Origin of the sequence: Phenylobacterium montanum (genome assembly GCF_018135625.1) — a bacterium.
In the GTDB taxonomy this organism is placed as follows: Bacteria; Pseudomonadota; Alphaproteobacteria; order Caulobacterales; family Caulobacteraceae; genus Poindextera; species Poindextera montana.
The window spans coordinates 570,212-593,484 of the sequence record NZ_CP073078.1 but is presented as its reverse complement, the minus strand read 5'-3'; the positions used below and the strand labels follow the sequence as shown (position 1 = coordinate 593,484).

17 protein-coding genes are annotated in these 23,273 nt (G+C 68.1%); 7 read left to right on the top strand and 10 right to left on the bottom strand.

The genetic code is table 11. The features are described 5' to 3' along the window. The first annotated feature begins 244 nt into the window (after window positions 1-244). On the top strand, window positions 245-2,209 hold the full coding sequence (locus tag KCG34_RS02715) for a pyrroloquinoline quinone-dependent dehydrogenase (RefSeq protein ID WP_211938870.1): 1,965 nt from the start codon (window positions 245-247) through the stop codon (window positions 2,207-2,209). A 119-nt stretch (window positions 2,210-2,328) separates the two neighbouring features. Then, window positions 2,329-2,880: a hypothetical protein gene (locus tag KCG34_RS02710; RefSeq protein WP_249138192.1), complete on the top strand. Its 552-nt coding sequence runs from the start codon at window positions 2,329-2,331 to the stop codon at window positions 2,878-2,880. A 2-nt stretch (window positions 2,881-2,882) separates the two neighbouring features. On the opposite strand, the gene KCG34_RS02705 is transcribed toward KCG34_RS02710, so the two are convergent. Continuing rightward, window positions 2,883-3,395, bottom strand: a complete 513-nt coding sequence (locus tag KCG34_RS02705) for a 2'-5' RNA ligase family protein (protein ID WP_249138191.1) — start codon at window positions 3,393-3,395, stop codon at window positions 2,883-2,885. A 517-nt stretch (window positions 3,396-3,912) separates the two neighbouring features. Between KCG34_RS02705 and KCG34_RS02700 the strand changes: the two genes are divergently transcribed. Next, a complete protein-coding gene (locus tag KCG34_RS02700; RefSeq protein ID WP_211938867.1) occupies window positions 3,913-4,617 on the top strand; it encodes an SOS response-associated peptidase in 705 nt (234 codons plus the stop codon). 4 nt (window positions 4,618-4,621) lie between these two features. On the opposite strand, the gene guaA is transcribed toward KCG34_RS02700, so the two are convergent. The 5 genes from guaA to KCG34_RS02675 form a co-directional block, all read right to left on the bottom strand. Next, window positions 4,622-6,187, bottom strand: coding sequence for a glutamine-hydrolyzing GMP synthase (gene guaA, locus KCG34_RS02695; protein ID WP_211938866.1), 1,566 nt, complete (start codon window positions 6,185-6,187; stop codon window positions 4,622-4,624). Window positions 6,188-6,242: 55 nt separating this feature from the next. Beyond that, window positions 6,243-7,532 (bottom strand): RsmB/NOP family class I SAM-dependent RNA methyltransferase, encoded by a 1,290-nt coding sequence (locus KCG34_RS02690; RefSeq protein ID WP_211938865.1) that lies wholly within the window; start codon window positions 7,530-7,532, stop codon window positions 6,243-6,245. A gap of 163 nt (window positions 7,533-7,695) precedes the next feature. After that, entirely contained in the window at window positions 7,696-9,159 is a 1,464-nt protein-coding gene (gene guaB, locus KCG34_RS02685) for an IMP dehydrogenase (protein WP_211938864.1), read from the bottom strand. A gap of 104 nt (window positions 9,160-9,263) precedes the next feature. Further along, window positions 9,264-9,971 (bottom strand): RlmE family RNA methyltransferase, encoded by a 708-nt coding sequence (locus KCG34_RS02680; RefSeq protein ID WP_211938863.1) that lies wholly within the window; start codon window positions 9,969-9,971, stop codon window positions 9,264-9,266. Then, entirely contained in the window at window positions 9,968-11,086 is a 1,119-nt protein-coding gene (locus KCG34_RS02675; RefSeq protein ID WP_211938862.1) for a Ppx/GppA phosphatase family protein, read from the bottom strand. The genes KCG34_RS02680 and KCG34_RS02675 overlap by 4 nt, the downstream gene beginning before the upstream one ends. Window positions 11,087-11,240: 154 nt before the next feature. Here KCG34_RS02675 and hspQ point away from each other — a divergent pair, with 154 nt between their 5' ends. After that, entirely contained in the window at window positions 11,241-11,570 is a 330-nt protein-coding gene (gene hspQ / locus KCG34_RS02670) for a heat shock protein HspQ (RefSeq protein WP_211938861.1), read from the top strand. A gap of 16 nt (window positions 11,571-11,586) precedes the next feature. On the opposite strand, the gene KCG34_RS02665 is transcribed toward hspQ, so the two are convergent. Together KCG34_RS02665 and KCG34_RS02660 are read right to left on the bottom strand one after the other, a co-directional pair. After that, on the bottom strand, window positions 11,587-15,684 hold the full coding sequence (locus tag KCG34_RS02665) for a translocation/assembly module TamB domain-containing protein (protein WP_211938860.1): 4,098 nt from the start codon (window positions 15,682-15,684) through the stop codon (window positions 11,587-11,589). Window positions 15,685-15,767: 83 nt separating this feature from the next. Beyond that, entirely contained in the window at window positions 15,768-17,549 is a 1,782-nt protein-coding gene (locus KCG34_RS02660; protein ID WP_249138380.1) for an autotransporter assembly complex protein TamA, read from the bottom strand. A 452-nt stretch (window positions 17,550-18,001) separates the two neighbouring features. Here KCG34_RS02660 and KCG34_RS02655 point away from each other — a divergent pair, with 452 nt between their 5' ends. The 3 genes from KCG34_RS02655 to KCG34_RS02645 are packed head-to-tail and all read left to right on the top strand — an operon-like array spanning window position 18,002 to window position 21,344. Continuing rightward, a complete protein-coding gene (locus KCG34_RS02655) occupies window positions 18,002-19,408 on the top strand; it encodes a circularly permuted type 2 ATP-grasp protein (RefSeq protein ID WP_249138379.1) in 1,407 nt (468 codons plus the stop codon). Further along, the gene (locus tag KCG34_RS02650) at window positions 19,405-20,349 is read left to right on the top strand and encodes an alpha-E domain-containing protein (protein WP_211938857.1); all 945 of its coding nucleotides are present in this window, start codon (window positions 19,405-19,407) and stop codon (window positions 20,347-20,349) included. Before KCG34_RS02655 ends, KCG34_RS02650 begins: the two co-directional genes overlap by 4 nt. Continuing rightward, a complete protein-coding gene (locus KCG34_RS02645; protein WP_211938856.1) occupies window positions 20,349-21,344 on the top strand; it encodes a transglutaminase family protein in 996 nt (331 codons plus the stop codon). Before KCG34_RS02650 ends, KCG34_RS02645 begins: the two co-directional genes overlap by 1 nt. Window positions 21,345-21,359: 15 nt before the next feature. Here the strand turns inward: KCG34_RS02645 and lldD are convergent, their stop codons facing one another. Together lldD and KCG34_RS02635 are read right to left on the bottom strand one after the other, a co-directional pair. Next, on the bottom strand, window positions 21,360-22,514 hold the full coding sequence (gene lldD / locus KCG34_RS02640) for an FMN-dependent L-lactate dehydrogenase LldD (protein ID WP_211938855.1): 1,155 nt from the start codon (window positions 22,512-22,514) through the stop codon (window positions 21,360-21,362). Beyond that, window positions 22,507-23,226, bottom strand: coding sequence for a DNA-3-methyladenine glycosylase I (locus KCG34_RS02635; RefSeq protein ID WP_211938854.1), 720 nt, complete (start codon window positions 23,224-23,226; stop codon window positions 22,507-22,509). The genes lldD and KCG34_RS02635 overlap by 8 nt, the downstream gene beginning before the upstream one ends. Window positions 23,227-23,273: the final 47 nt, after the last annotated feature.

Genomic DNA, 23,273 nt, shown 5'->3' with positions numbered 1-23,273 from the left:
ATGAATTGATCTCAAAGGCGCCGGTTGATAAGGGCGCCTGGGACCTGTTTGGTTCCTATTTGTCCGGGCCGTTTTTCACGAAAACTCCAGTGAAGCTCGCAACTGCCCCGTTTTGCGGCGCATATTGCTGGTAACAACTTCGTCAGCTTGGGGACAGGCATGTTGCCGGCCGCCGTGGTCGAGGCTTTGCGCTGGACGCCCGCACGCGCTATGGGCGAGGGATCCGAAGGTGCGGGCGATGGCCATGGCGACGTTCGAGGACTTGCGACGTAGAGCGCTGGGCCGATCCGCCCGATTGGCCATGGTCTTGGCCGGTGCGGTTGCGCTCGCGGCCTGCACGCCAAGGCCCGCGCGGCTTGCGCCTGAACCCGACCGCGATTGGCCCGTCTATGGCGGCGACCAGGGCGGCCAGCGGTTCTCGCCCGCCCGCCAGATCACGCCGCAGAACGTCGCAGCGCTGAAACCCGCCTGGCGGTTCTCCACCGGCGATCTTGTCTCGCACGCCGCCGACATCGGCCATTCCGCGTTCGAGAACACGCCCATCATGGCCGGCGGGCGGGTCTATGTCTGTTCGCCGTTCAACGAGGTGTTCGCCGTCGATCCAGGCACGGGTCAGCGGATATGGGCCTATGACCCCAGGATCGACCCCAAGGTCCACTATCCCAACGAGACCAACTGCCGGGGTGTCGCCTACTGGCGCGACCCGGAGCCGCGGACGGGCGAGCCCTGCGCCGAGCGGATATTCCTGAACACCAACGACCGGCGCCTCGTCGCCCTGGACGCCGCCACAGGACGCGCCTGCCCCGGGTTCGGCCAGGGCGGCGCCGTCGATGTGGCCAAGGGCGTGAAGCTGAACCGAGACGGGGAGATGCAGATCACCTCGCCACCGGTCGTCGCCCGCGGCGTGGTGGTGGTCGGCTCGTCGATCGACGACAACCAGCGCGTCCAGGAAGTCTCGGGCGCGGTGCGCGCCTTTGACGCCCGCACCGGCGCACCGCTCTGGACCTGGGACCCGCTGGCCAGCGCGCCCAAGGAGGTGGTCGCGGGCGCGGCCAATGTCTGGGCGCCGATGTCGGTCGACGAAGCGCGCGGCCTGGTCTTCCTGCCGACCACCAGCCCCAGTCCCGACTTCTGGGGCGGCCTGCGCAAGGGGGACGACGGCGACGCCGATTCCGTCGTGGCCCTGGACATCCAGACCGGCCGCAAAGCCTGGGCGTTCAAGACCGTGCATCACGACGTCTGGGACTACGACAATCCGGCCCAGCCGACCCTGGCCATGGTGGCCTGGAACGGCGCGCCCCGCCCCGCCGTGCTGCAGCCGACCAAGCAGGGTTTGCTGTTCACCCTCGGTCGCGAGGACGGCCGGCCGGTGATCCCGGTCGAAGAGAGGCCCGTTCCGCAAGGCGCGGCGCCGGGCGAGGTTCTCTCTCCAACCCAGCCCTTCCCGGTCGCGCCCAAGCCTCTGTCGCCCAGCACGATCAAGCCCGACGATGCGTTTGGCCTGTTCCCCTGGGAGAAGGCCCAGTGCCGCCGTCAGATCGAGACGGCCCGCCACGAGGGCCTGTTCACGCCGCCCTCGACGCAAGGGACGATCGAATACCCGTTCACCGGCGGCGGCTCCAACTGGGGCGGCCTGGCCTTCGACGAGGCGCGGCAGGTCGCCTATGTGAACACCTCCAGCGCCATGCACCTGGTCACCCTGATCCCGGCCGACAAGGTGGCGGCGGCCAAGGCGGCTGAGCCTGACGCGGAGATTTCCCCCATGCGCGGCGCGCCCTTCGGCATGCGTCGGGTTCTGGTGACGTCGAAAATCGGCCTGCCCTGCAACCCGCCGCCCTGGGGCCAGTTGCACGCCATCGACATGCGCACCGGCAAGATCCTGTGGGAGGTTCCGATCGGCACGACGCGGGACCTGGCCCCTGGAACCCAGTTCCTGCTGCGCGGCGTCGGCACGCCCAATTTCGGCGGCCCTCTCGCCACCGCCTCGGGCCTGGTCTTTCTGGGCGCGAGCCTGGACAACTATCTTCGCGCCTACGACGCCGCCAGCGGCCGGGAACTGTGGAAAGGCCGCCTGCCCGGCGGCGGCCAGGCCACGCCCATGACCTACGTCTGGAAGGGCCGCCAGTACGTGCTGATCGCCTCGGGCCGCCACAGCAAGTCGAGGACGAAGACGGCGGACGAGGTCGTCGCCTTCGCCCTGCCGCAATAGCTCACTCCTCCGGCCAAGTGGCTGGCGCGATTTCCGGCGATTGGACATTGAGCGCGAGGGCGATCCGGCAACCCTTCCGGCCTTTCCGGGAGGACGGCATGACGCGGTTAGGCTTGGCGATGAGCATTGTTCTGGCCTTGGGTTGCAGCGGCTTTCCCGCGCGCGCCGAAGCCCCTGCGCCGCGAGACGGCAGCCACGATTTCGACTTCGAGATCGGGGTCTGGAAGACCCATCTGAAGAAGCTTGAGCACCCCCTCAGCGGATCGGCGACCTGGCAAACCTACGAGGGCGTCTCGACCGTCAAGCCGATCTGGGGCGGGCGGGCCAATCTGGTCGAACTCGAAGCCGATGGACCCGGCGGCCATATCGAGGGCCTCAGCGTGCGTCTGTACGATCCGAGCGCCCGTCAGTGGAGCCTGAACTTCGCCAGCGGCCGCGGCGGCGGCTTCGGGGCGCCCTCCGTCGGCGAGTTTCGCAACGGCCGCGGCGAGTTCTATGACCAGGAGACCTATGACGGCCGGGCGATCCTGGTCCGCGGGGTCTGGTCAGACATTACCCCGACCTTCTGCCGCTTCACCCAGTCCTTCTCCACAGACGGGGGCAAGACCTGGGAAGACAACTGGATCGCCGAAGACACGCGCATCAGCGAGCCGGACAAAGGCGCTGGCTGATCTCAGCCCTTCAATGGCCACCGGGCGAGCGGGAGGTGCTGTGTTCGGCCAAGGAGGCTGTGCACCAGGACGAGTTCGCGCACGGTCCAGCGGATCGGCTCGACCGGCCGTTGCTGAATGACCAGTTGATCGTAGAGCAGCGTGACATGCGGAACGAACTGGGCCGAGGGCTTGCGCCCGACGCCAGTGCGCCGGATCGCGTCGGCCAGATTGTTACGGAAGGCGATTAGGGCCTTCAGCCCCTCGCCGCCTCCTAATACGAACGGCCGGTTTCCAGGCCGGCCTGAAAAGCTGGCCGCATAGTCGAACTCGACCTCGAACGGGGCCGCTGTCACCGTCTCCGCAGCCCGGGACATCTTTTCAACCACATCCGCCGGCAGGCCGACATAGTCGTCGACGTGATGCAGGGTGATGTGAAAGCGACCGGCCTCCAGCGCACGGCCCCTCAGGCGGTTCTCCGCCCTCAGCCGCCGCGCGGCGTCCCCGATCTGCTCGACGCCGGCGCTGTCTGGCAATATTTCAAACGATAGTCGGCCGGTGGCGGCCATCGGCTCGGAACGCATCCCCATTGGAAACGCCGATTTTTCCGACATGCCGCAGATCCCATCAGCCGTCGAGGCGCGCTGGCGGCAGGACATTAGCGTGTTTCACTCGCGCCCTGGCTCGGATTTTACTTTGGCCCAAGAGAACATTATGAGAACATTGGGCGGCCGAATTCGTGGAGGCGAGGCATGCCGGAACCAAACGCTCGACCTCCCTACCAGATTGCAGAGGACATCCGGGGTTGGCCTTTATGGGTCCTCATCGACCACGGCGTCACGATTATGATCGAGTGCGATAGCTGCCAACATCAGGCGGCGTGGCCCCCCGAACATCTCAGCCAGCGCTTCTGGAAGCATCGTGGCCACAGCCTGTGGTGGATTGCAGCTCGCCTGCGTTGTTTGCGATGCCGCTCTCGTTATGTTCGGCTCTGGGGCAAATCGGACGGATTGAAGAGTCCCGCGTGGATCGGCCTCTGAACCGGGAATCCTCATGTGCAACGAATTCCAGATCAGGATCAACGTTGACGATTGGTGGAAGCTGCATGGAACTGGCCGGACACCCGTGGTGCGCCGAGAACCGAGATCCAACCGGCCTCTCAACCAGCCAATCAAGCCGACAAACCGTGCGCCGCTCCTGAGGCCGCTCGATCCAGCAAATCCTGCCGAAGGTCTCGAATCAATTGAGCGACGCTGGTGGCTAGTTCCCTTCTTCCACAAGGGGCCGGTCTCAGCGTGGCGGAACATGTGCACCAACGCCCGCATCGAGACCGTCGATACCGCGCCAGCCTTTCGCGAAGCATACCGCCGCCGACGGGTTCTTGTCCCGATCACGTCCTTTATCGAATACGACGAACCCCCGGGCTGGAAAAGAGGGACGCCAAAACGGCGCTGGGAGGCGACATGGGCTGCGAACGAGGCGTTCGACGAGGTTCGCTACCTCGCCGGGATCTGGGATGTATGCCATCCGTCAGATCAATCAGAGCCGCTCGAAAGCTTCGCCTTCATCACCGGGCCGCCAGGACCTGAGGTCGCCGCAGTGCATGATCGGCAACCTGCAGTGCTGAACTTCGAGGAAGGACTCGAGTGGCTTAAACTCGACGGGCCAGGCAAAGCCGCCCTCGTGACCGAGACGGCGCCAGGCGACTACGATCTCCGAGTACGCGACCGAAGCCTCGATTTTGAAAACGCCGAATAGTTGCCTACTCCCACTCGATCGTCCCGGGCGGCTTTGAAGTGACGTCGTAAACCACCCGGTTCACACCTTTGACTTCATTGATGATCCGGGTCGCCGTCCTGGCCAGGACCGGCCAGGGGAATTCGAAGAAGTCGGCGGTCATGCCATCGGTGGAGGTGACGGCGCGAAGGGCCAGCACGTCCTCGTAGGTGCGGGCATCGCCCATGACGCCTACGGTCTTGACCGGCAACAACACGGCGAAGGCCTGCCAGATGCTGTCATAGAGGCCGGCCTTGCGGATTTCGTCGAGATAGATGGCGTCGGCCTGCTGCAGGGTCGCCACCTTCTCGCGGGTGATCTCGCCCGGGATGCGGATGGCGAGGCCCGGCCCAGGGAACGGGTGGCGCCCGACGAAGGCGGGCGGCAGGCCGAGTTCGACGCCCAGGGCGCGGACCTCGTCCTTGAACAGCTCACGCAGGGGCTCGACCAGCTTCAGCTTCATGTGCTCGGGCAACCCGCCGACATTGTGATGGCTCTTGATCACCACCGAAGGGCCGCCGCGGGCCGAGACGCTTTCGATCACGTCGGGATAGAGGGTGCCCTGGGCCAAGAAGCCCGCGCCCTCGATCTTGGCCGCCTCGCGGTCGAAGGTCTCGACGAACACCCTGCCGATGATCTTGCGCTTGGCCTCCGGCTCGGAGACGCCCTCCAGCTCGCCGAGGAATTCCTTTGACGCATCAACGTGGATTAGCGGGATGTTATAGTGATCTCTGAACAGGGTCACCACCTGTTCGGCCTCGTTCATCCGCAACAGGCCGGTGTCGACGAAGACGCAGGTCAGCTGGTCGCCGATCGCCTCGTGGATCAGAACCGCCGCCACCGAGCTGTCGACCCCGCCGGACAGGCCGCAGATCACCCGCCCCTCGCCCACCTGTTCGCGGATGCGGGCCACCGCCTCGGCGCGGAAGGCGGCCATGGTCCAGTCGCCGGACAGGCCGGCGATGGTGTGGGTGAAGTTGCGCAGCAGGAGCGCGCCGCGGGGCGTGTGCGCCACCTCGGGGTGGAACTGCACGCCATAGATCCGCCGGCCCTCGTCGGCGATGGCGGCGTAGGGCGAGTTCTCCGAGGTGGCCACCACGTGGAAGCCCTCGGGGATGGCGGTGATCACGTCGCCGTGGCTCATCCAGACCGGCTCCAGGTCGCCCACATCGCCCAGACCGGCCAGCAGCGGCGTCTCGGTGGCGATGCGGATGTCGGCCCGGCCGAATTCGCGGTGATGGCCGCCTTCCACTGTCCCGCCCATGGCCGCGCAGATGGCCATTTCGCCGTAGCAGATGCCCAGCACCGGCACCCCCAGCTTGAACAGGGTCGGATTCGGGGTCGGGCTGTCCTCCTCATGGGCGCTGGCCGGCCCTCCGGACAGGATCACCGCCTTGGGCGCATAGGCCTTCAGGAAGTCGTCGCCGACCTTGTCGAAGGGGTGGATCTCGCAATAGACGCCGCTCTCGCGCACCCGGCGGGCGATCAGCTGGGTCACCTGGCTGCCGAAATCGACGATCAGGACGCGGTCGTGGCGGGGGGCTTCGGTCATGGGCGTCCTTCGTCGGCTGAGTTGGGCGGGGTCATAGTCTGCGGATACGCCGGCGTCACGCTGCGCGCCTCAGGACCGCGACGAAGAACCCGTCGGTGGAGGCGGAAAGTGGGGTCAGGCGCAGGAAATGGCCGCCGGTTCGGCGTTCGGCCAGGGCGGCGATGTCGGCTTGGCCGGAAGCCGCAATCTGCTCCAGAGCGTCGATGGTCACAAATCCCGGATGGCCTTGCAGGAAAGCGGCGACGCGATCCTCGTCCTCCTCGGCCAGCAGCGAGCAGGTGACATAGACGATCCGCCCGCCAGGCTTGACGTACTTGGCCGCTTCTTCCAGCACGGCGTCCTGCTCGGCCATGCGCTTTTCCAGCTGCGCCGGGGTCAGCCGCCACTTGGCGTCGGGATGGCGCCGCCAGGTGCCCGAGCCGGTGCAAGGGGCGTCGACGAAGACCAGGTCCATCTTGCCCGGCAAGTCGGCGAGCGGATCGGGCCTCAACGGAGTGCGGACCTGCAGGTTACGCACGCCGGCGCGCTCGGCCCGCCGCACCGTGTCGGCAAGGCGACGGCCGTCGGCGTCATAAGCATAGAGCTGGCCGGTGTTTCCCATCGCCGCCGCCAGGGCCAGGGTCTTGCCACCGCCCCCAGCGCAGAGGTCCAGCACCTGCTGGCCGCGGATTTCTCCCGCAGCAGCAGCGGCGACCTGCGAGCCCAGATCCTGCACCTCAAACCAGCCCTTGCCGAATTCAGGGATCGCCTCGACCGGCGGGGCGCGGTCGGCCGGGCCAGGCGCCTCGATGCGCAGGGCGTCGGCCATCAGGCCCGTGGGCCGCGCCCTAAGGGGCTCCAGCGCCTTCAGTGCGCGCACCGGATCGGTCTTCAGCCGGTTGACCCTGAGGTCGATCGGCGCGCGGGCCGACAGGGCTGCGGCCTCGGCGGCCCTGTTTTCGCCGAACACGCGGGCCAGATGCGGCTCCAGCCAGTCGGGATAGTCGGTCGCCGCCACCTCGCTCGGGGCTCCACCCAGACTCGCCACTTCCTCCGGCGTCAGCGCACCCGGACCATGTGGGGCCTCGGCCGCGGCTTCTGCGATCCGCGCTGTCGGCCAGTTCCACGAAAAGGCCAGGGCGCCCAGCACAGCCGCCCGCGGCCCCTCCCCGCCCATCCGCGCGCTCAGGGAACGACGGCGGCGCAGGGCGTCCAGCACCAGGCCGGAGACGAAGGCGCGGTCCTTGGCGCCCGCAAACCGGCTGGCGTCGCCCCAGGCCTTCAGGGCCAGTTTCACTGGCTTGTGGCGTTCGTCCATGTCCTGGATGACCGCGATCGCCGCCGCCACCCTGCCGCCGTCACGCAAACCTCAGTCCCCTTCCGCGCCCGGTCGGCGCGATGAGATAAGAATAGCGCTCGTCCCCGCGAAAGCGGGATCCAGAGGCCAGCCCACACAGGTTGGCGAATGAAACTGGACCCCGCCTTCGCGGGGATGAGCGGCTTTTGGGGCTCGGATGAGCCCCGGATACTCAAGTCGGCGCAGAATAGTTCGGCGCCTCGCGCACCATGTGCACGTCATGCACGTGGCTTTCGCGCAGGCCCGCGCCAGTGATGCGGATGAAGCGGGCGCGCTGCTGGAAGCTTTCCACGTCAGGCGCTCCCACATAGCCCATGGCCGCGCGAAGGCCGCCAACCATCTGATGGATGATCGCGCCGATCTGGCCCTTGTAGGCCACCTGACCCTCGATGCCTTCCGGCACCAGCTTCAGGCTGTCCGTGACCTCCTTCTGGAAGTAGCGGTCGGCCGAGCCCCGGGCCATGGCGCCCACAGACCCCATGCCGCGATAGGCCTTGTACGAGCGGCCCTGGTACAGGAACACCTCGCCCGGAGCCTCCTCGGTGCCGGCGAACATCGAGCCCATCATCACCGTCGAGGCCCCGGCGGCGATGGCCTTGGCCAGGTCGCCCGAATACTTGATGCCGCCGTCGGCGATCACCGGCACGCCGGAGGCCCCCGCCGCCCGGACCGAATCCTGGATCGCCGTCAACTGGGGCACGCCCACTCCGGCCACGATCCGCGTGGTGCAGATCGAGCCTGGGCCGATGCCGACCTTGACCGCGTCGGCGCCGGCGTCGATCAGGGCCTTGGCCGCCTCATAGGTGGCGACGTTGCCAGCCACCACCTGAACCCGGTTGCTCTCGCGCTTGACCCGTTCGACCGCGCGCGCGACGTGCACCGAGTGGCCGTGGGCGGTGTCGATCACCACCACGTCGACCCCGGCGTCGACCAGGGCCATGGAGCGCTCGTAGCCGGCGTCGCCGACGGTCGAGGCCGCACCGACCAGCAGGCGCCCTTGCAGGTCCTTGGCCGCCGAGGGGTGGGCCTGGGCCTTGTCCATGTCCTTCACGGTGATCAGGCCGACCGCGCGGCCCTCGTCGTCGACCACGATCAGCCGCTCGATCTTGCGGCTACGCAGCAAGACCCTCGCCTCGTCCAGGCTCGCGCCTTCGCGCAAGGTCGCCAGATGGTCCTTGGTCATCAGCGCCGAGGCCGGCATGTCCGGATTGGTCTCGAAGCGCATGTCCCGGTTGGTCAGGATGCCGACCAGCTTGTTGGTGCCGGGCTCGACCACCGGAAAGCCGGAGATGCGCCGGCGGGCGGTTATCGCCCGCACCTCGCCCAGCGTGGTGTCCGGATGGATGGTCACCGGATTGATGACCATGCCGCTCTCGTAGCGCTTGACCTCGCGCACCTGGTCGGCCTGCTCTTCGACCGAGAGGTTGCGGTGCAATATCCCGAGGCCGCCGGCCTGGGCCATGGCTATGGCCAGCCGGCTTTCCGTCACCGTGTCCATGGCGGCGGACACGATCGGGATGTTCAGTTTTATCTCGCGTGTGAACTTCGTCGCGGTGTTGACATCGCCCGGCATGACTTCGGAGGGGCCGGGTTCGAGCAAAACGTCGTCGAAGGTCAGGCCTTCGCGAATCTCCATGAGACTCTCCATTTTGCGGGCCGCCTATAACCGGGGGCGGCCGCAAAGGAAAGGGTGTGATTGTCACTAGGGCTTCGAGGACGCCCACGAGCTGCTGGTTGGCCCTATCGCTTGAACCCGGTCGCCACCAGATAGAGCTCCGAGCTTTCCGCCCGGCTGGCCTTAGGTTTGACGTGCTTCACGCTGTCGAAATGGGCCTTCAGCAGCTTCAGCACAGCCTCCGTCTCCCCGCCCTGGAAGGCCTTGGCGACGAAGGCGCCGCCGGGCTTCAGGACCTGGACGGCGAACTCGGCGGCGGCCTCGATCAGGCCGATGATCCGCAGATGGTCGGTGCGCTTATGGCCGATGGTGTTGGGGGCCATGTCCGAGAGCACTAGGTCCGGCGCGCCCCCCAGGGCCTCGATCAGGCGCGGGCCGCAGGCGGGATCGGTGAAGTCCATCTCGAACAGCTGCGCCGGCGGGAGGGGCTCGACCGGCAGCAGGTCCACCCCCGTCACCGCCGCGGCTCCGCGTTCCAGAGCAACCTGCACCCAGCCGCCGGGGGCGCAGCCGAGGTCGATCACCCGCACGCCCTTTTTCAGCAGGTGAAAGCGGTCGTCGATCTCGGTCAGCTTGAAGGCCGCGCGCGAGCGATAGCCCTTGGCCTTGGCCTCGACCACGAAGGGATCGTTGAGCTGCCTCTGCAGCCAGGCCTGCGACGAGGGGGTGCGGTCCTTGGCCGTCTTCAGGCGCACGGCGGCGCGGGCCTGGCCGACTTCGTTTCCCCTGCTGGGAGGGCGCACCAGGCGCCGCTTGGGCGGGTCTTCGCTCATGTAAGCGCCTTGGCCGCCGCGCTGCCCCGGCGACGGCGGCGGCGACGCCGGCCCGAAGCCTCGGCCATCAGCGACAAGAGCACGCCTTCGCGCAGGCCACGGTCCGCCACGCGCACCCGTGCGCAGGGCCACAGTTCCTGCACCGCCTGCAGGATCGCCGCCCCTGCCAGCACCAGGTCGGCGCGGTCCGGCCCGATGCAGGGCTGAGCGGCGCGCTCGGCCGGATCCAGGCTCAGCAGGCGTTCGGCGGTGGCCTCGCACTCCTCATGCGTCAGCCACAGGCCGTCGACGCGCGCGCGGTCATAGCGCGCCAGTCCAAGATGGATGCCGGCCAGACTGGTGATAGCCCCGGAGGTGCCGACGAGGTGGGCTCGCCCCTCGGAAAAGACCTGGCGCAGAGGCTCGGCATGGGGGAAATCCTGAATGCGCCCCTTCACCTCCTCGACCATCTGGCGATACCAGCCCTGCTCGCCCGGGCGCTGCTCGGGAAAGTGCTCGGCCAGGGTGACCACGCCGATCGGAATGGACAGCCAGGCCTTGATCGGCGGCATGCCGGTCAACCGCCCGCCGGCGTCGCCACTCAGGCCGCGAAGGTCCACCCAAGACAGCTCCGTCGAGCCGCCGCCGACATCCAGCACCAGGGCTGCATCGGCGGTCGCGTCCAAAAGGGTCAGGCAACCGGCCACCGACAGCCGGGCCTCTTCCCGCGGCGAGATGATCTGCAGCTCGATGCCGGTCTCTCGCGCCACGCGCTGGATGAACTCGGCGCCGTTCTCGGCGGAACGGCAGGCCTGGGTGGCGATAGCCCTCAGCTCCGGCGCGCCGCGCCGTTTCAACCGCTCGGCGCAGACCGCGAGCGCGGCGATCGCCCGCTCCATCGCCGCGGGCTGCAGCCGACCGGTCTGCGACAGCCCCTCCCCCAGGCGAACGATTCGCGAATAGGCGTCGACGACGCGAAACCCGCCTCGCGCAGGCGTCGCGACCAGCAGGCGACAGTTGTTGGTGCCCAGATCCAGCGCGGCGTAGAGCCCGCCTGTCGGGCGAATCACCGCCGGGGAGAAAGAGCTCTGATCCTGGCTCCGGCGACGCTCTCTGGACGCGGTCGCGTCAGACATTAATCAAAATCCGGGCTCTGCGGGGCTGCGCCAAGACGGGCTAGGCCAAACTGTAGCAAGTCGAATCTGTCGCAGGAAGGGCGGTGACCTAAACGGGATATGGTCGCTTCCGTTCATTTTCCAGTTAGGCGGAATGTGTATGGTTTACCCCGTCATGAACACCCGACTCGCCAAATATGCGCTGGGCCAAGTCGTCCGCCACCGGGTCTTTCCCTTCCGCGGCGTGATCTTCGACGTGGACCCCGAATTCGCCAACACCGAAGAATGGTGGTCCTCGATCCCCGAGGACATCCGTCCGCGGAAGGACCAGCCGTTCTACCACTTGCTGGCTGAGAACGACGAAGGCACCTACACCGCCTATGTGTCCGAGCAGAACCTGCTGCCCGACGACACCGGCGAACCGGTCGCACACCCGCATACCTCGCTGATCTTCGACGGGTTCGAAGACGGCCACTACCACCTGCGGCCGCGCATCACGCACTGATCTCCGGGCGCCCGGGCTATTTCTGGGCCTTGGGCCGCCCGTAGTCGTGGCGCCAGCGAACGGTCAGCTTGGCGCCGTATTCCCCGCCGACCTGCGAGATCAATGACAGCGACCGGGTCGCCTTGATTTCGACCTGGGCCGAGGGGCCCTGCCGCCCGCCGCCGGTCACCTCGAGATAGACCCGGCTGCCGATATACTTGCCGCCCGAGACGGTGACTCCGCTGGCCGCGTCGCCGCCGCCGAGCGCCAGCCGGTCCAGCCGAGCGAAGTTCTTCAGCCCACCCATGACGTCGAAGCCGCCGCCGGTGGCCAGGGTGGTCACCGCAGCCGCCACCTGGGCCGCCTGCACCGGCGACAGCTGCGCCGCCGATTGGCCGAACAACACCTGGGACAGCACCTCGTCGTCCGGCAGGGTCGGAGTCGAGGTCAGGGTTATCTGCGGCTTAGCCGCCGTGCCCTGGATGCGGATGATCGCCGTCAGCGTCGGGTTGTCGCGGGTTGCGGTTAGGTCCAGGCGCATCTTGTCCGCGCTGCTGGCCAGATAGACCACCCCGCGGTCGTCGATCGCAAAGCGATTGCCGGCGAAATCGTAGTCGCCGCGCACGATCCTGGCCGTACCCTCTAGTTGCGGGTTGCTGGTCGAGCCCACCACCCTCGCATTCAGCGACAGTTCGGCGTCCAGACCCAGGCCTTTGACATAGATCCGCCGGGGCGCCGTGATGCTGACATCGAGGTCCAGAGACGGCCCGTTGACAGGCGCCGCCTGCAGGCCCTGGTTCATCGAGAACGGCCGGTTGCGCTCGACCACGTCCATGGTCACCACCCCGGGGGGCGCGCGAGAGGTTTCCGCCGAGATGTCGGCCCGGTCGATCGTCAGGCCGCCCGACAGTCTGGCCCGGCCCTTGGCGTCCCGCACCACCGTCACCTGGCCGCTGGCCGTGGCCTTGGCGGTTTCGTTGTCCAGCAATTGGAAGCCGTGCGCGGTCAGGGTCAGGGTGCTGGAGCCGCCCGGGCCCATCTCCAGCCGCCCCTGTCCGATAAGCGTTCCGGCGTGGGCGTCGTTGGCGGCGAACCGCTGCACGTCCAGGGTCTCGCCCGACAACACAGCTTCGGCGTTGATCGCTCGCAGCTTCAGCCCGGTGGCGGCGTCCTCGAAGTGGCCGTTGGCCAGGCTGCCCTCGCCGCTCACCTGAGGCGATTTCAGCGTGCCGGCCAGGGAGCCCCTGGCGGCCAGTCGCCCACCCAGCTCGCGACCGTCGCCGAAGAAGAGGTCCCAGACCGGCTGCAACTCCCCATTGACCTGAAACTGGCCGGCGATCGGCTTGGAGTCGACGACACCGAAGCGGAACGGCTGGGCCGCCGCCTCCGCCGGCAACACCGCATGCACTTGGGCCTGGTCGTTTGAACTGGAGCCGGTGACGGCGGCGTCGACGGTCAACTGCGGTCCGACCAAGGCGGCGTCGATCTCGCCATTCATCGCCAGCTTGGCCGGCGCGTCGCGGCTGCGCGCGCCCTTCAAGTGCGCCTTGAGCCGGCCATCCAGCCGGGGCCCCTCGCCGCTCAGGTCGAGATCGGCGTCGAACCGCCCGGCCAGATCCTCGCCCAGGGCTGCGAGATCCACCCCCGTCATGGCCGCCTTGGCGTCGAGGCGCGCGCCATCCTGTTGCGCCTGGATAATCGCGTGGCCGCCGCTCAGCGCCAGGTCCAGGTCCGCCGAACGGCGATCGCCGTCCAGGCTGATCCGGGCCGGGCTGGCGGTCTTGAAAGTCAGGCGCCGCAGCTGGCCGGTCCCGCTGAAGCTCAGCGCCAGGGCCCGCCCAGATCGGTTCGCCACGCCGCCGCCATTGATCTTGAACGGCGCCTGGTCGGTCTGCACCTCGGCCGCCACCGTGTAGGGCAACTGGTCGACCGGTCCAGCGGCCTTGAGCGCCAGGCTATGGATCACGCCCGCCTGACCTTTCAGCGTGAGGTCCTGGGCTGTCAGGCTCTCGTCGGCCTGGCCGCCGCTCAGCGTCATCCGGCCATCGGCGTGGCCTGCGGCCAGGAAGGCGCCGGGTCCTGCGCTGCCGGCAAGGTCGGCGCTGACGACTTCGCCGCCATGCAAGCCGACCGCGCCCTTGACTGCGATTCCCCCGGCCTGAGCGTCTAGGTCGTGGAATGACAATCCGCCACCGGTGAGCTCGAACCCGCCCCGCGCATGCGCCGGGCCGGTGGCTTCGGCCGCCGTCAGGTTGAAGACACCCGCAACACCCTGAGGCCCCTTGCCCAGGTTCAGTGTCGCCCGAACCCCCGTCAGCACCAACTGCGGCAGATCCAGCCGCTCCAGGTCGGCGCCCAAATCCGCCCTGGGTTCGGCGAGCGTTCCGCCGATCATCGCCGAGCCGCGCGCCTTGCCGTCGATCTCCAGGGGGCCGAACCCCAGCGGCCCGGAAGCCGACCAGTCGCCGACCAGCCGGATCGCCCCGTCCTTGCCGATCTGGCCCGAGCCGCCGGCCCGCGCCGACGCCCCGGTCAGCTCCACCTGCTCCAGGGCCAGGGCGCCGTTGGACCAGTTCCCCGAAGCGGCCAGCTTCGGCTTTTCGCCCAGCAGGTGATCCAGTTGCTCCTGACCGAGCGTCACCTGCGCGCCATCTCCGGTAAAGCCGATTTTCCAGGCCTGCCCGGCGCGACCCTGCGACGCCGCCCAGGTCAGGTCCGCCCGCCCCTTGGCGCCGCTGCGCACCAGGCCGAGGTTCGGCAGTTGCGCTACGCCCTTCAGACTGAGGTCGCCCAAAAGGCCCTTGCCGCCGCTGGCCGTGAGCTTGATCCCGGCGCCGTCCAGGCTCAGCGTCCGCAACATCAGCCGGCCGTCCGCCAACCGGGACGCATCGAGCTGAGCGCGTGGCCGCGGGCCGGCCAGATCGCCCAATACCCCGCCCCCTGCGCCGCCGTAGCCCTCGCCGGCCACCGCAAGGCGAAGCTCGCGATGATGCTTGGACAGGGTCAGCGGCCCGCCGAACCGCTCCAGGCCATACCCGGCCGCCTGGACCCGACTCAGGCTGACCTGGCCGTGCAAGTCCCAGTCGCCCAGGGCGCCCTTGACCTCCCCGGACAGCCGCGCCGGCCCGACCGATGGCTGGGCGACCAGCTTGGACAGATCGGCGATCTGGGCCTGAAGCTTTATCCCGTCGCTGGCGCGCACCTTCACCGCATCGATCACGCCGTTGGCCGACAAGCTGGCGTTGTCCGCAAAGAGCCGGGCGTCGATCTGCTTCAGCGACCCCTTCACCTGAGCCTGCTGCACCACGAAGTCGAGCCGCGGGCCGAACGCCGCCCGGTAGCCTTCGGTCCAGCGCGAGGCGGTCAGCGACACCCAGCCTCGCGCCACCCCGCCCTTGCGGGTCCAGGTCCCGTCTCCCCCGGCGATCGGCTGGGTTCCGACCAGGGCCGCAAGTTTCAGCTGGCCGACGTCGACATCGCCCGCCGCGGTAGCATCCAGCCTGAACGGCAGGCCGGTCGCCAGGCCCAGCGCCCCCGCCATGGCCCCGCCGCGCGCCTCGTGGGCGTGAGCGTCCAACCGAACCTTGCGTCCGACGCCGAGGTCGAAACTGGCGGTCAACCCATCGCCTTGGTGCAGCAGGTTCTGGGCCGCCACGTCGCCGGCTACGCCACCGTCCGGCTCGAGGACCAGATCACCCGCAAGCTGAAACAGCCCCCGTTCGACGCTGACCGCCGGCAGGGTCTCGAGCCGCGTCTGCAACTGGTCGATCCTCACCACCAGCGGCCTTCCGCCGCCTCCGCCACCGCCGCCGAGGGTCGGGCGGTGGGAAAGCTTCACCAGGTCGGCGGCCGCAAATTCAATGTGCGCCCGCCGGTCGATCAGCTCCAAGGGGCTCCAGGCGACACGCAGGTTATTGACCTCGATCCACGCCCCCTGGCTGTCGACGACCGCCAACCGCTGCAGGTCGAAGGCGGTCCACAGGTCGCCCTTCAACCCCGACACCCTCAGCTTGCCGAGCGAGCCCAGATCGAGGCCATCCAATCGGCTCACGACATACTCGCGACCCCAGTCGGTCAGCACGCCGAAGCGAACCAGGGCCATCCCGGCCAGGGCGATGAAGGCGATCAGGCTCATCACCGCCGCCGCATAGTGGTGCGGTTTCGGTCCACGCCTCGGCGGTTTGGACGCCGCGGTCGGTTCCTGGTCGGCTGGCCCGCTCAAAAGCTCTGTCCGATGCTGAGATACAGCTGGACCGGAGAGTCTCCGTTCCGCCGCACCAGGGGCGTGCCGATGTCCACCCGGATCGGGCCGAAGCCCAGGTTGTAGCGGAGGCCGAGCCCGATCCCGATATCGGGGTGGGTGAAGTCGGGATTGACCTGCTTGCCCGCTGCGCCTGCATCGATAAAGGCCGCCACGCCCCAGGGCCCCTTAATATGCTGGCGCAGTTCGACCGAGGCCTCGACGATCGACAGCCCGCCCTCCGGGGTATTGTCGGGATAGCGGGGACCCACCGCCTGATAGGCGTAGCCGCGCACCGACCCGCCGCCGCCCGCATAGAAGCGTGACGGCGCCGGCACCAGCGGGATATTCCCGCCGAAGATCGAGCCGATCTTGGCGCGGCTGGCGATCACGGTGTTGTCGCCGCCCAGGGGCAGGTAGGCCGAGCCCTGCACCCAGGCCTTCAGGAACGCCACCGGACCGTCACCGACGGCGTAGGTCGGCTGGGCGCTGGCGCTGATCCGCCAGCCCGCCGTGGGGTTCAAGGGATCGTTGGACTTGTCGAGATTGAAGGCCACCAGCCCGGCCAGGGTGGCCAGGTTCCGTCGCCGGTTGAGCGTGACGAGGTTCGCCGCCTCCTTCTCGTCGGTCTCCGAGCCGTCGACCGAGAGGCCGTAGGTCAGGAAAGAAATCTTGCTGTACTTGCGCGTCAGGTCGGCGGAAATGACCGCGCCCTGGGACAGATAGGCGGTGGTGTCGTCCCGGTAGAGCGCCGCGGTAAGCTTCAAGGTCCGCTCCGGCTGTCGCCAGTCCGGCAGGGCCAGCTCGACCTGTGCGCGGCTGTCCAGTTGCGCCACCACCAGGCTGGTGGTCAGGGTGTCGGCGAAGCCCAGGCGGTTATAGACGATCCAGCGGCTGTCGACGCCGGCGCCCTCGGTGGTCGAATAGCTGGCGCCCAGTTCCAGCGTGCCCTTGGGCCGATCGGCCAGACTGACCACAACCGGTCGCCGCCCGTCCTTTGCGTCAGCAGACGGCGCCAGCGCCACAGTCACCGAGTCATAGGCGCCGGTGTCGGTCAGCCGTCGCTCGAGCACCGCCACGTCCCTGGGCCGATAGACCTGGCCGGCCTTCCAGGGCGCCAGGCTGCGGATCCAGGCGAGGCGCGTGCGGCTGGCCCCCTTCAACTCCACCCCGTCCATGCGCACCAGCCCACCCGCAGCGATGCGATAGGCGGGCTGCACGGTCTGGTCGGCGTGGTCGACGATCACCTGCCGAGGCCGGGCGTCCGCGTCGGCGTAACCGCTCTTCTGCAGGGTGGCGACGATGCGCCCCTCGGCGGCGATCACGTCCTCGGCCCGTCCCGGCGCGCCGGGCGAAAGCGCCATCGCCTTCTCGGCCGCCGCCTGGACCTCGGCGGCCGGCGGGGCGTCGATCCATTCGATGTGGGGGTTGGCGATCTTGCTGCGCGGCCCTTGCGTCACCCTGATGAAGGGCTGGGGCGTGTCCCCCTCGCCGATATCGGGGGTGACCTCGTAGTCGTAATAGCCTTCCGAACGCAGCACGGCGATCGCCCGCTCGCCCGCCTCGGTCGCCCTCCGGCGCGCCTCCAGCCGCGTCGTGGTCGGAGCAGCCGCCGAGCCGATCGCCTCCTGGATCAGATTGCGGAGGCTCCGGTCCTCGACCCCGCGCACATCGAACTTCGGCGCAGCCTCTGCCGGCACGACCGCGAGCACGGCCACCAGGCCCAGCCCCGCGCCCAAAGCGCCTCCGACAATCCGCACAGCCGCCAAACCCTGCTCCTCCGGGCGAGCTCCCCGCCGGCCGGCCCGCACCGCCTTACAGGGCATGGATCAGGCTCTAATCGTCTGATTTAGAGCAAGAATCACACGTCAGGGGCGACCGCGACCTCAACAAATCCGTTTTCGCACCCCTATCTCCGGATTTAGCCGGGCGACGAGCGGCTGTCACCACGCCTCTGACGCCCACAACCATCGATTTCGGGCGCCGCCCGCTCACTTTTTAGGCGCCGCTCATCAGCTCGATTGTCTTCACTCGCGATTTGATGATTTCGTGCCGAGAACGCCTAGCCTGCCGGATCAGTAGATGAGCTGACGACGGGTACGGAATGCCAGCGACGCGGAGCGTGGACGCGGTGGAAAGACTAAGGATCGTCGGGTCGTCCCGAGGCTCGCTGACACCCGAGCGCTATCGCCCGGACCGCTTCTACGACGAGATGTTCGCCCCCGACGGCGCGGTCCGCCCACACTATGCAGCGCTGGAAAGCCGCCTCGCCACCCTGACCCCCGCCGAACTGGCCGAGCGGCAGAAGACCCTGGAGCAGTCGTTCCTGCTGCAAGGCATCACCTTCACCGTCTATGGCGCTGAGAACACCACCGAGCGGATCATCCCCACCGACCTTCTGCCTCGGATCATCCCGGCGGCCGAGTGGCGGCGCATCGAGGCGGGCCTGATTCAGCGGGTTCGGGCCCTGAACCACTTCCTGGCCGACATCTACGGCGACCAGAAGATCCTGGCCGACGGAATCGTGCCGCGCGAACTGGTGTTTGGCGCGCCGTCCTATCGCCGCGAGATGCGCGGCCTGTTCGTGCCGCACAACGCCTATGTCAATGTCTGCGGCTCGGACCTGATCCGCGACGGCAAGGGCGAGTTCGCGGTCCTGGAGGACAATCTCAGGGTTCCCTCCGGAGTCAGCTACATGCTGGCCAATCGCGATGCGGCCAAGCGCACCTTCGCCGACGCCTACAGGGCCGCCGGCGTGCGCCCGGTTGAGCGCTACCCCGACCTGCTCCTGGCCACCCTGAAGAGCCTCGCTGCGGACTGGCGGCCCAATCCCCAGGTCGTGGTGATGACCCCCGGGGTCTACAACTCGGCCTACTACGAGCACGCCTATCTGGCCCGCCTGATGGGCGCGCCCCTGATCGAGGGCCGTGACCTCGTGGTGCATGAGAACATGGTCTACATGCGCACGACCGAGGGCCTGAAACGCATCGACGTCATCTATCGCCGCGTCGACGACGACTTCATCGATCCCCTGACATTCCGTCGAGACTCCTCCCTCGGCATAGCCGGCCTGTTCAACGCCTACCGCGCCGGCAATGTGGTGATCGCCAACGCCCCTGGGACCGGGGTCGCCGACGACAAGGCGGTCTATGCTTACGTGCCCGAGATCATCCGCTACTATCTCGCCGAGGACGCCATCCTGCCCAATGTCGAGACCTACCTCTGCCGCGAGCCGGCCCAGCTGAGCCACGTCCTGGCCAATCTGGACAAGCTGGTGGTCAAGGAGGTGGGCGCCTCGGGCGGCTACGGCATGCTGATCGGACCGCACGCCACCCAGGCCCAGCGCGACGAGTTCGCCCAGCGCCTGAAGCACGACCCGTCCAACTACATCGCCCAGCCGACCATCCAGCTCTCCACCGCCCCCTGCCTGGTGGACGGCGACATCGAGCCTCGCCACGTGGACCTGCGGCCGTTCATCCTCTCGGGAAACAAGGTGGTGGTCACCCCCGGCGCTCTGACCCGCGTCGCGCTGAAGCGTGGCTCGCTGGTTGTCAATTCGAGCCAGGGCGGAGGATCGAAGGACACCTGGGTGCTGGCCGACGGAGACCATGGCGCATGATGCTCGCCCGCGTGGCCGACAGCCTCTACTGGATCGGCCGCTACGTAGAGCGCGCCGAGCATCTCAGCCGCATCGGCGAAGTGATGCTGACCGCGACCCTCGACGACAGCGAGGCTTCGGACATCGTCGCCCATATCGCCCTCGCCGCGATCGAGGACCGCGAGCCCCTGGGCGAGAGCCAAACCGCGCTCGGCGCCGTGCGCAGCCTGTTGTTCGACCGGGAAGACCTGAGTTCGGTGGTCAATTCCCTGGCCCGGGCGCGGGAAAACGCCCGCCAGGTGCGCGACCAGATCACCACCGAGACCTGGGAGCGGCTGAACCTGCTCTACCTGCGGATCACCGACCCCGCCGCCGAGCACGAATTCGCCCAGGGATCCTCGGACTATCTGCACGGGATCATCGCCGACCTGCACCTGTTCAAAGGCGCCGCCGACGCCACCATGAGCCATGGCGAGGGCTGGCGCTTCCTGCTGTTGGGCGTGCACCTCGAGCGCGCCCAGAGGATCGCGCGCCTGCTGGACGTCTGCTTTGGCGACGGCGCCGGCCGGCCGGGCCTCACCGAGCACATGGCCCAGATGGCGGTGCTGCGCATGGCCTGCGCGCTGGAGCCCTACCTCAAGGTCTACACCGCCGAGATCGACCCCCAGCACGTGCTGCAGTTCCTGCTCTATGACGAGGACTTCCCGCGCTCGATCCGGTTCTCGACCGCGCGCATTCAGGACTATCTCGACCGCCTGGCGCCGCGGTCGGCCTTCCAGGGCAAGGCCGCGCCGGAACGCCTGGCCGGGCGCCTGAACGCCCGCTTGGAATTCGCCGACATGGACGAGGGCCAGGGCGCCGGCGCCATACTGGGCGCGGTCGTGGCGGAGTGCTCGCGCATCCACCACGCCATCTACGAGACCTTCATCGACTATCCGCTCGAACAGAGGCTGCCGGCCTGATGCTGCTCGAAATCCGTCACCTGACCCAGTACCACTACGCCGAGCCGGTGCGCGCCAGCGTCATGGAGCTGTGGGTCCAGCCGCAGAAGAGCGCCCGCCAGAGGCTGATCAGTTTCGAGCTCGAGATCGACCCAGCGGCCCAGTTGTTCAGCTATGTCGACGCCTTCGGCAACGCCGTCTACCACTTCGACGTGCCCCAGCCGCACGACCGCCTGGCGATCGAGTCCCGGGCCACCGTCGAGACCGAGCCGCCGCCGCCCCTGCCCGACAAGCTGGACCCGGGTGAATGGGACCGGCTGCGCAGCGAGCATGTGCGGGGCGAATATTTCGACTTCCTGCATCCGACCGGCTTTGCCGTGATGACCCCGGCCCTGGCCGAGTTCATGCGCGCCCATGGTCTGGAGGACCCAAGCGGCCAGGACCCTCTGACGGCGATAGAGGGCCTGTGCCGCGCCCTCTACGAGGCCTTCGATTACGAGCCCGGGATCACTGACGCCGACAGCCCCATCGATCACGCGCTGGAGGCCGGCAGCGGCGTCTGCCAGGACTTCGCCCACATCATGATCGCCGTCTGCCGCGCCTGGGGCGTGCCGGCGCGCTATGTCTCCGGCTACCTGTTCACCGACCGATCGGAGGGCGGCGATCGCTCCAGCCCGGACGCCACCCACGCTTGGGTGGAGGTGTTCCTGCCCTCCCTGCGCTGGGTCGGCTTCGACCCCACCAACAACGTCGTGGCCGGCGAGCGGCACGTGACGGTCGCCGTCGGCCGTGACTACGGCGACGTGCCGCCCTCGCGCGGAGTGTTCAAGGGCGACTGCGACAGCGAACTGATGGTCGCGGTCAGTGTCAGGCGGGCCCGGGCCGCCATGGCCGAGCCCGAATACATGCGGCTGACCCGGCCGTCGCTGACCACCGCCGACCGACGCCGGCGCACCCAGGACATGCTTTACGACCAGCAGCTTCAGCAGCAGCAACAGCAGCAACAGCAGCAATAGGTCGCCAGGCGAGGATCAGCCCTCCGCCAGGCTGCTTCGGTCAATCTCGTTGATCTTGGTCACACCGGTCAGGGCCATGGCCACGCGCATCTCGGCCGCCATCAGGCTCAGCACATGGGATACGCCGGCCTGCCCTGCTCCGGCCAGCGCATAGGCCCAGGCCCGGCCGATCAGGACGCCCTGAGCGCCTAGGGCCAGGAGGCGAACCACATCGAGGCCCGAGCGCACCCCGCCATCGGCCAGGATGGTCAGCCGCCCGCCCACCGCCTCGGTGATTGGCGGCAAAGCCCGGGCGCTGGAGAGCACCCCGTCCAGTTGCCGCCCGCCGTGGTTGGAGACCACGATCCCGTCCGCTCCGAGATCTGCGGCCCGCACGGCGTCGCCAGGATCGAGGATTCCCTTGACGATCAACGGGCCATCCCAGGCTTGGCGAATCTGTTCCAGGTCGCGCCAATTGGCCGAGGCGTCGAAGTTCTGGCCGATCCAGCCCAGGAAATCGCGCAGGCTGCTCTTGGCCCCCAGGGCCGAGGCGATGTTGCCCAGCTGATGCGGCCGGCCGTTGACGCCCACGTCCCAGGCCCAGCCCGGCTTGTGCGCGATCTGCCAGGCCCGCCGAACTTCCCCCGCCAGCCCGGGCGCGCCGGTCAGGCCGGATCGCACATCGCGATAGCGGGCGCCCGGCGTCGGCAGGTCGACCGTGAACACCAGGGCCGAACACCCCAGCGCCTTGGCCTTGGCCAGCATGTCGCGCACGAAGCCGCGGTCCTTGATCAGGTAGAGCTGGAACCAGAACGGCCGCTTCAGCGCCCCCGCCACCTCGTCCATGGCGCATAGCGAAACGGTCGAAAGGCAGAACGGGACCTTGGCCGCCTCGGCCGCCCGCGCCGCCTGCACCTCGCCGCGGCGGGCGTTCATGCCGGCCAGGCCCACTGGCGCGAGCCCGATCGGCATGGCCATGTCCTGGCCGAACAGGCGGGTCGTCAGGTCGATACGCGAGACGTCGCACAGAATCCGTTGGCGCAGGGCGATGGCCTGCAGGTCCTCGATGTTGCGGCGCAGAGTGATCTCGTCATAGGCGCCGCCGTCGATATATTCGAACAGGAAGTGCGGCAGTCGCCGGCGCGCCAGTTCACGGTAGTCGCGGACCGCCGCCGCGATCGCCCTACTCATCGCGGCCAGCCCTCTCCCTCAGGGTTTCCGGCGAATAGTTGTCGCCGATCGACATCGCCAGGATGCGTGAGATGTGGGTCAAGGGCAGCCCTGTCTCGTCATGCCAGGCGTTGAACTGGCCCTGGACCTTGGCCATGTCCTTTTTGGACGTCGGTTCGTCGGCGATGTCGAGGCCGGCGTCGCGCAGCGCCGCCACCACGTCCTTGGACGGAATGAAGCTGTCGCGCCCGACGAAGCGCAGGAAATAGAAGCCGGTGCGCCCGCCAAGGCGCGATCCCCGATCCGCCAGCACCTTCAACAGGCCCAACTGGTCGTCCGCCGGCCATTCGGCCAAGAAGCGGCCGGCCGAGCCGTGCTGCCGCGCCAGCTCGACGACGAAACCCGCGTTATGACGCACCGACATGATCTTCTGCGGATTGCGTACGATGCGCTTGTCGCTGCAGAGCCTTTCCCAGAACTCGTCGAACTGACCCAGGAGGGCCGGCGGATCGAAGCCCAGGAAGGCCTCCTCGAACCCCGGCCACTTGGCCTCGATCACGCTCCAGACGAAGCCGGCGGAGAATATCCGCTGGGTCATCTGCGCCAGGATCCGATCGTCCGTGAGAGTCGCAGGATTCCCGTGCGCTTTCTCCAGCGGCAGGAAGCTTTTCAGCACCGCCTCGCCGCCTTTGCGCTCAGCGGCGCGGTCGTAGATGGTCTTAAAGCTCTTCAAGCCCGGCCCCTCGCTGTCGCGGAACCGAGCTTAGACCGGCTTCCCCG

Excerpts from the sequence above, each read along its gene's own strand:
- KCG34_RS02710 (WP_249138192.1), top strand. The coding sequence starts at position 2,329 with ATGAGCATTGTTCTGGCCTTGGGTTGCAGCGGCTTTCCCGCGCGCGCC.
- guaA (WP_211938866.1), bottom strand. The coding sequence starts at position 6,187 with ATGACCGAAGCCCCCCGCCACGACCGCGTCCTGATCGTCGATTTCGGC.
- KCG34_RS02675 (WP_211938862.1), bottom strand. The coding sequence starts at position 11,086 with ATGTCTGACGCGACCGCGTCCAGAGAGCGTCGCCGGAGCCAGGATCAG.
- KCG34_RS02665 (WP_211938860.1), bottom strand. The coding sequence starts at position 15,684 with ATGAGCCTGATCGCCTTCATCGCCCTGGCCGGGATGGCCCTGGTTCGC.
- KCG34_RS02645 (WP_211938856.1), top strand. The coding sequence starts at position 20,349 with ATGCTGCTCGAAATCCGTCACCTGACCCAGTACCACTACGCCGAGCCG.
- KCG34_RS02650 (WP_211938857.1), top strand. The coding sequence starts at position 19,405 with ATGATGCTCGCCCGCGTGGCCGACAGCCTCTACTGGATCGGCCGCTAC.
- KCG34_RS02700 (WP_211938867.1), top strand. The coding sequence starts at position 3,913 with ATGTGCAACGAATTCCAGATCAGGATCAACGTTGACGATTGGTGGAAG.
- KCG34_RS02680 (WP_211938863.1), bottom strand. The coding sequence starts at position 9,971 with ATGAGCGAAGACCCGCCCAAGCGGCGCCTGGTGCGCCCTCCCAGCAGG.
- lldD (WP_211938855.1), bottom strand. The coding sequence starts at position 22,514 with ATGAGTAGGGCGATCGCGGCGGCGGTCCGCGACTACCGTGAACTGGCG.
- hspQ (WP_211938861.1), top strand. The coding sequence starts at position 11,241 with ATGAACACCCGACTCGCCAAATATGCGCTGGGCCAAGTCGTCCGCCAC.
- KCG34_RS02715 (WP_211938870.1), top strand. The coding sequence starts at position 245 with ATGGCGACGTTCGAGGACTTGCGACGTAGAGCGCTGGGCCGATCCGCC.
- guaB (WP_211938864.1), bottom strand. The coding sequence starts at position 9,159 with ATGGAGATTCGCGAAGGCCTGACCTTCGACGACGTTTTGCTCGAACCC.
- KCG34_RS02655 (WP_249138379.1), top strand. The coding sequence starts at position 18,002 with ATGTTCGCCCCCGACGGCGCGGTCCGCCCACACTATGCAGCGCTGGAA.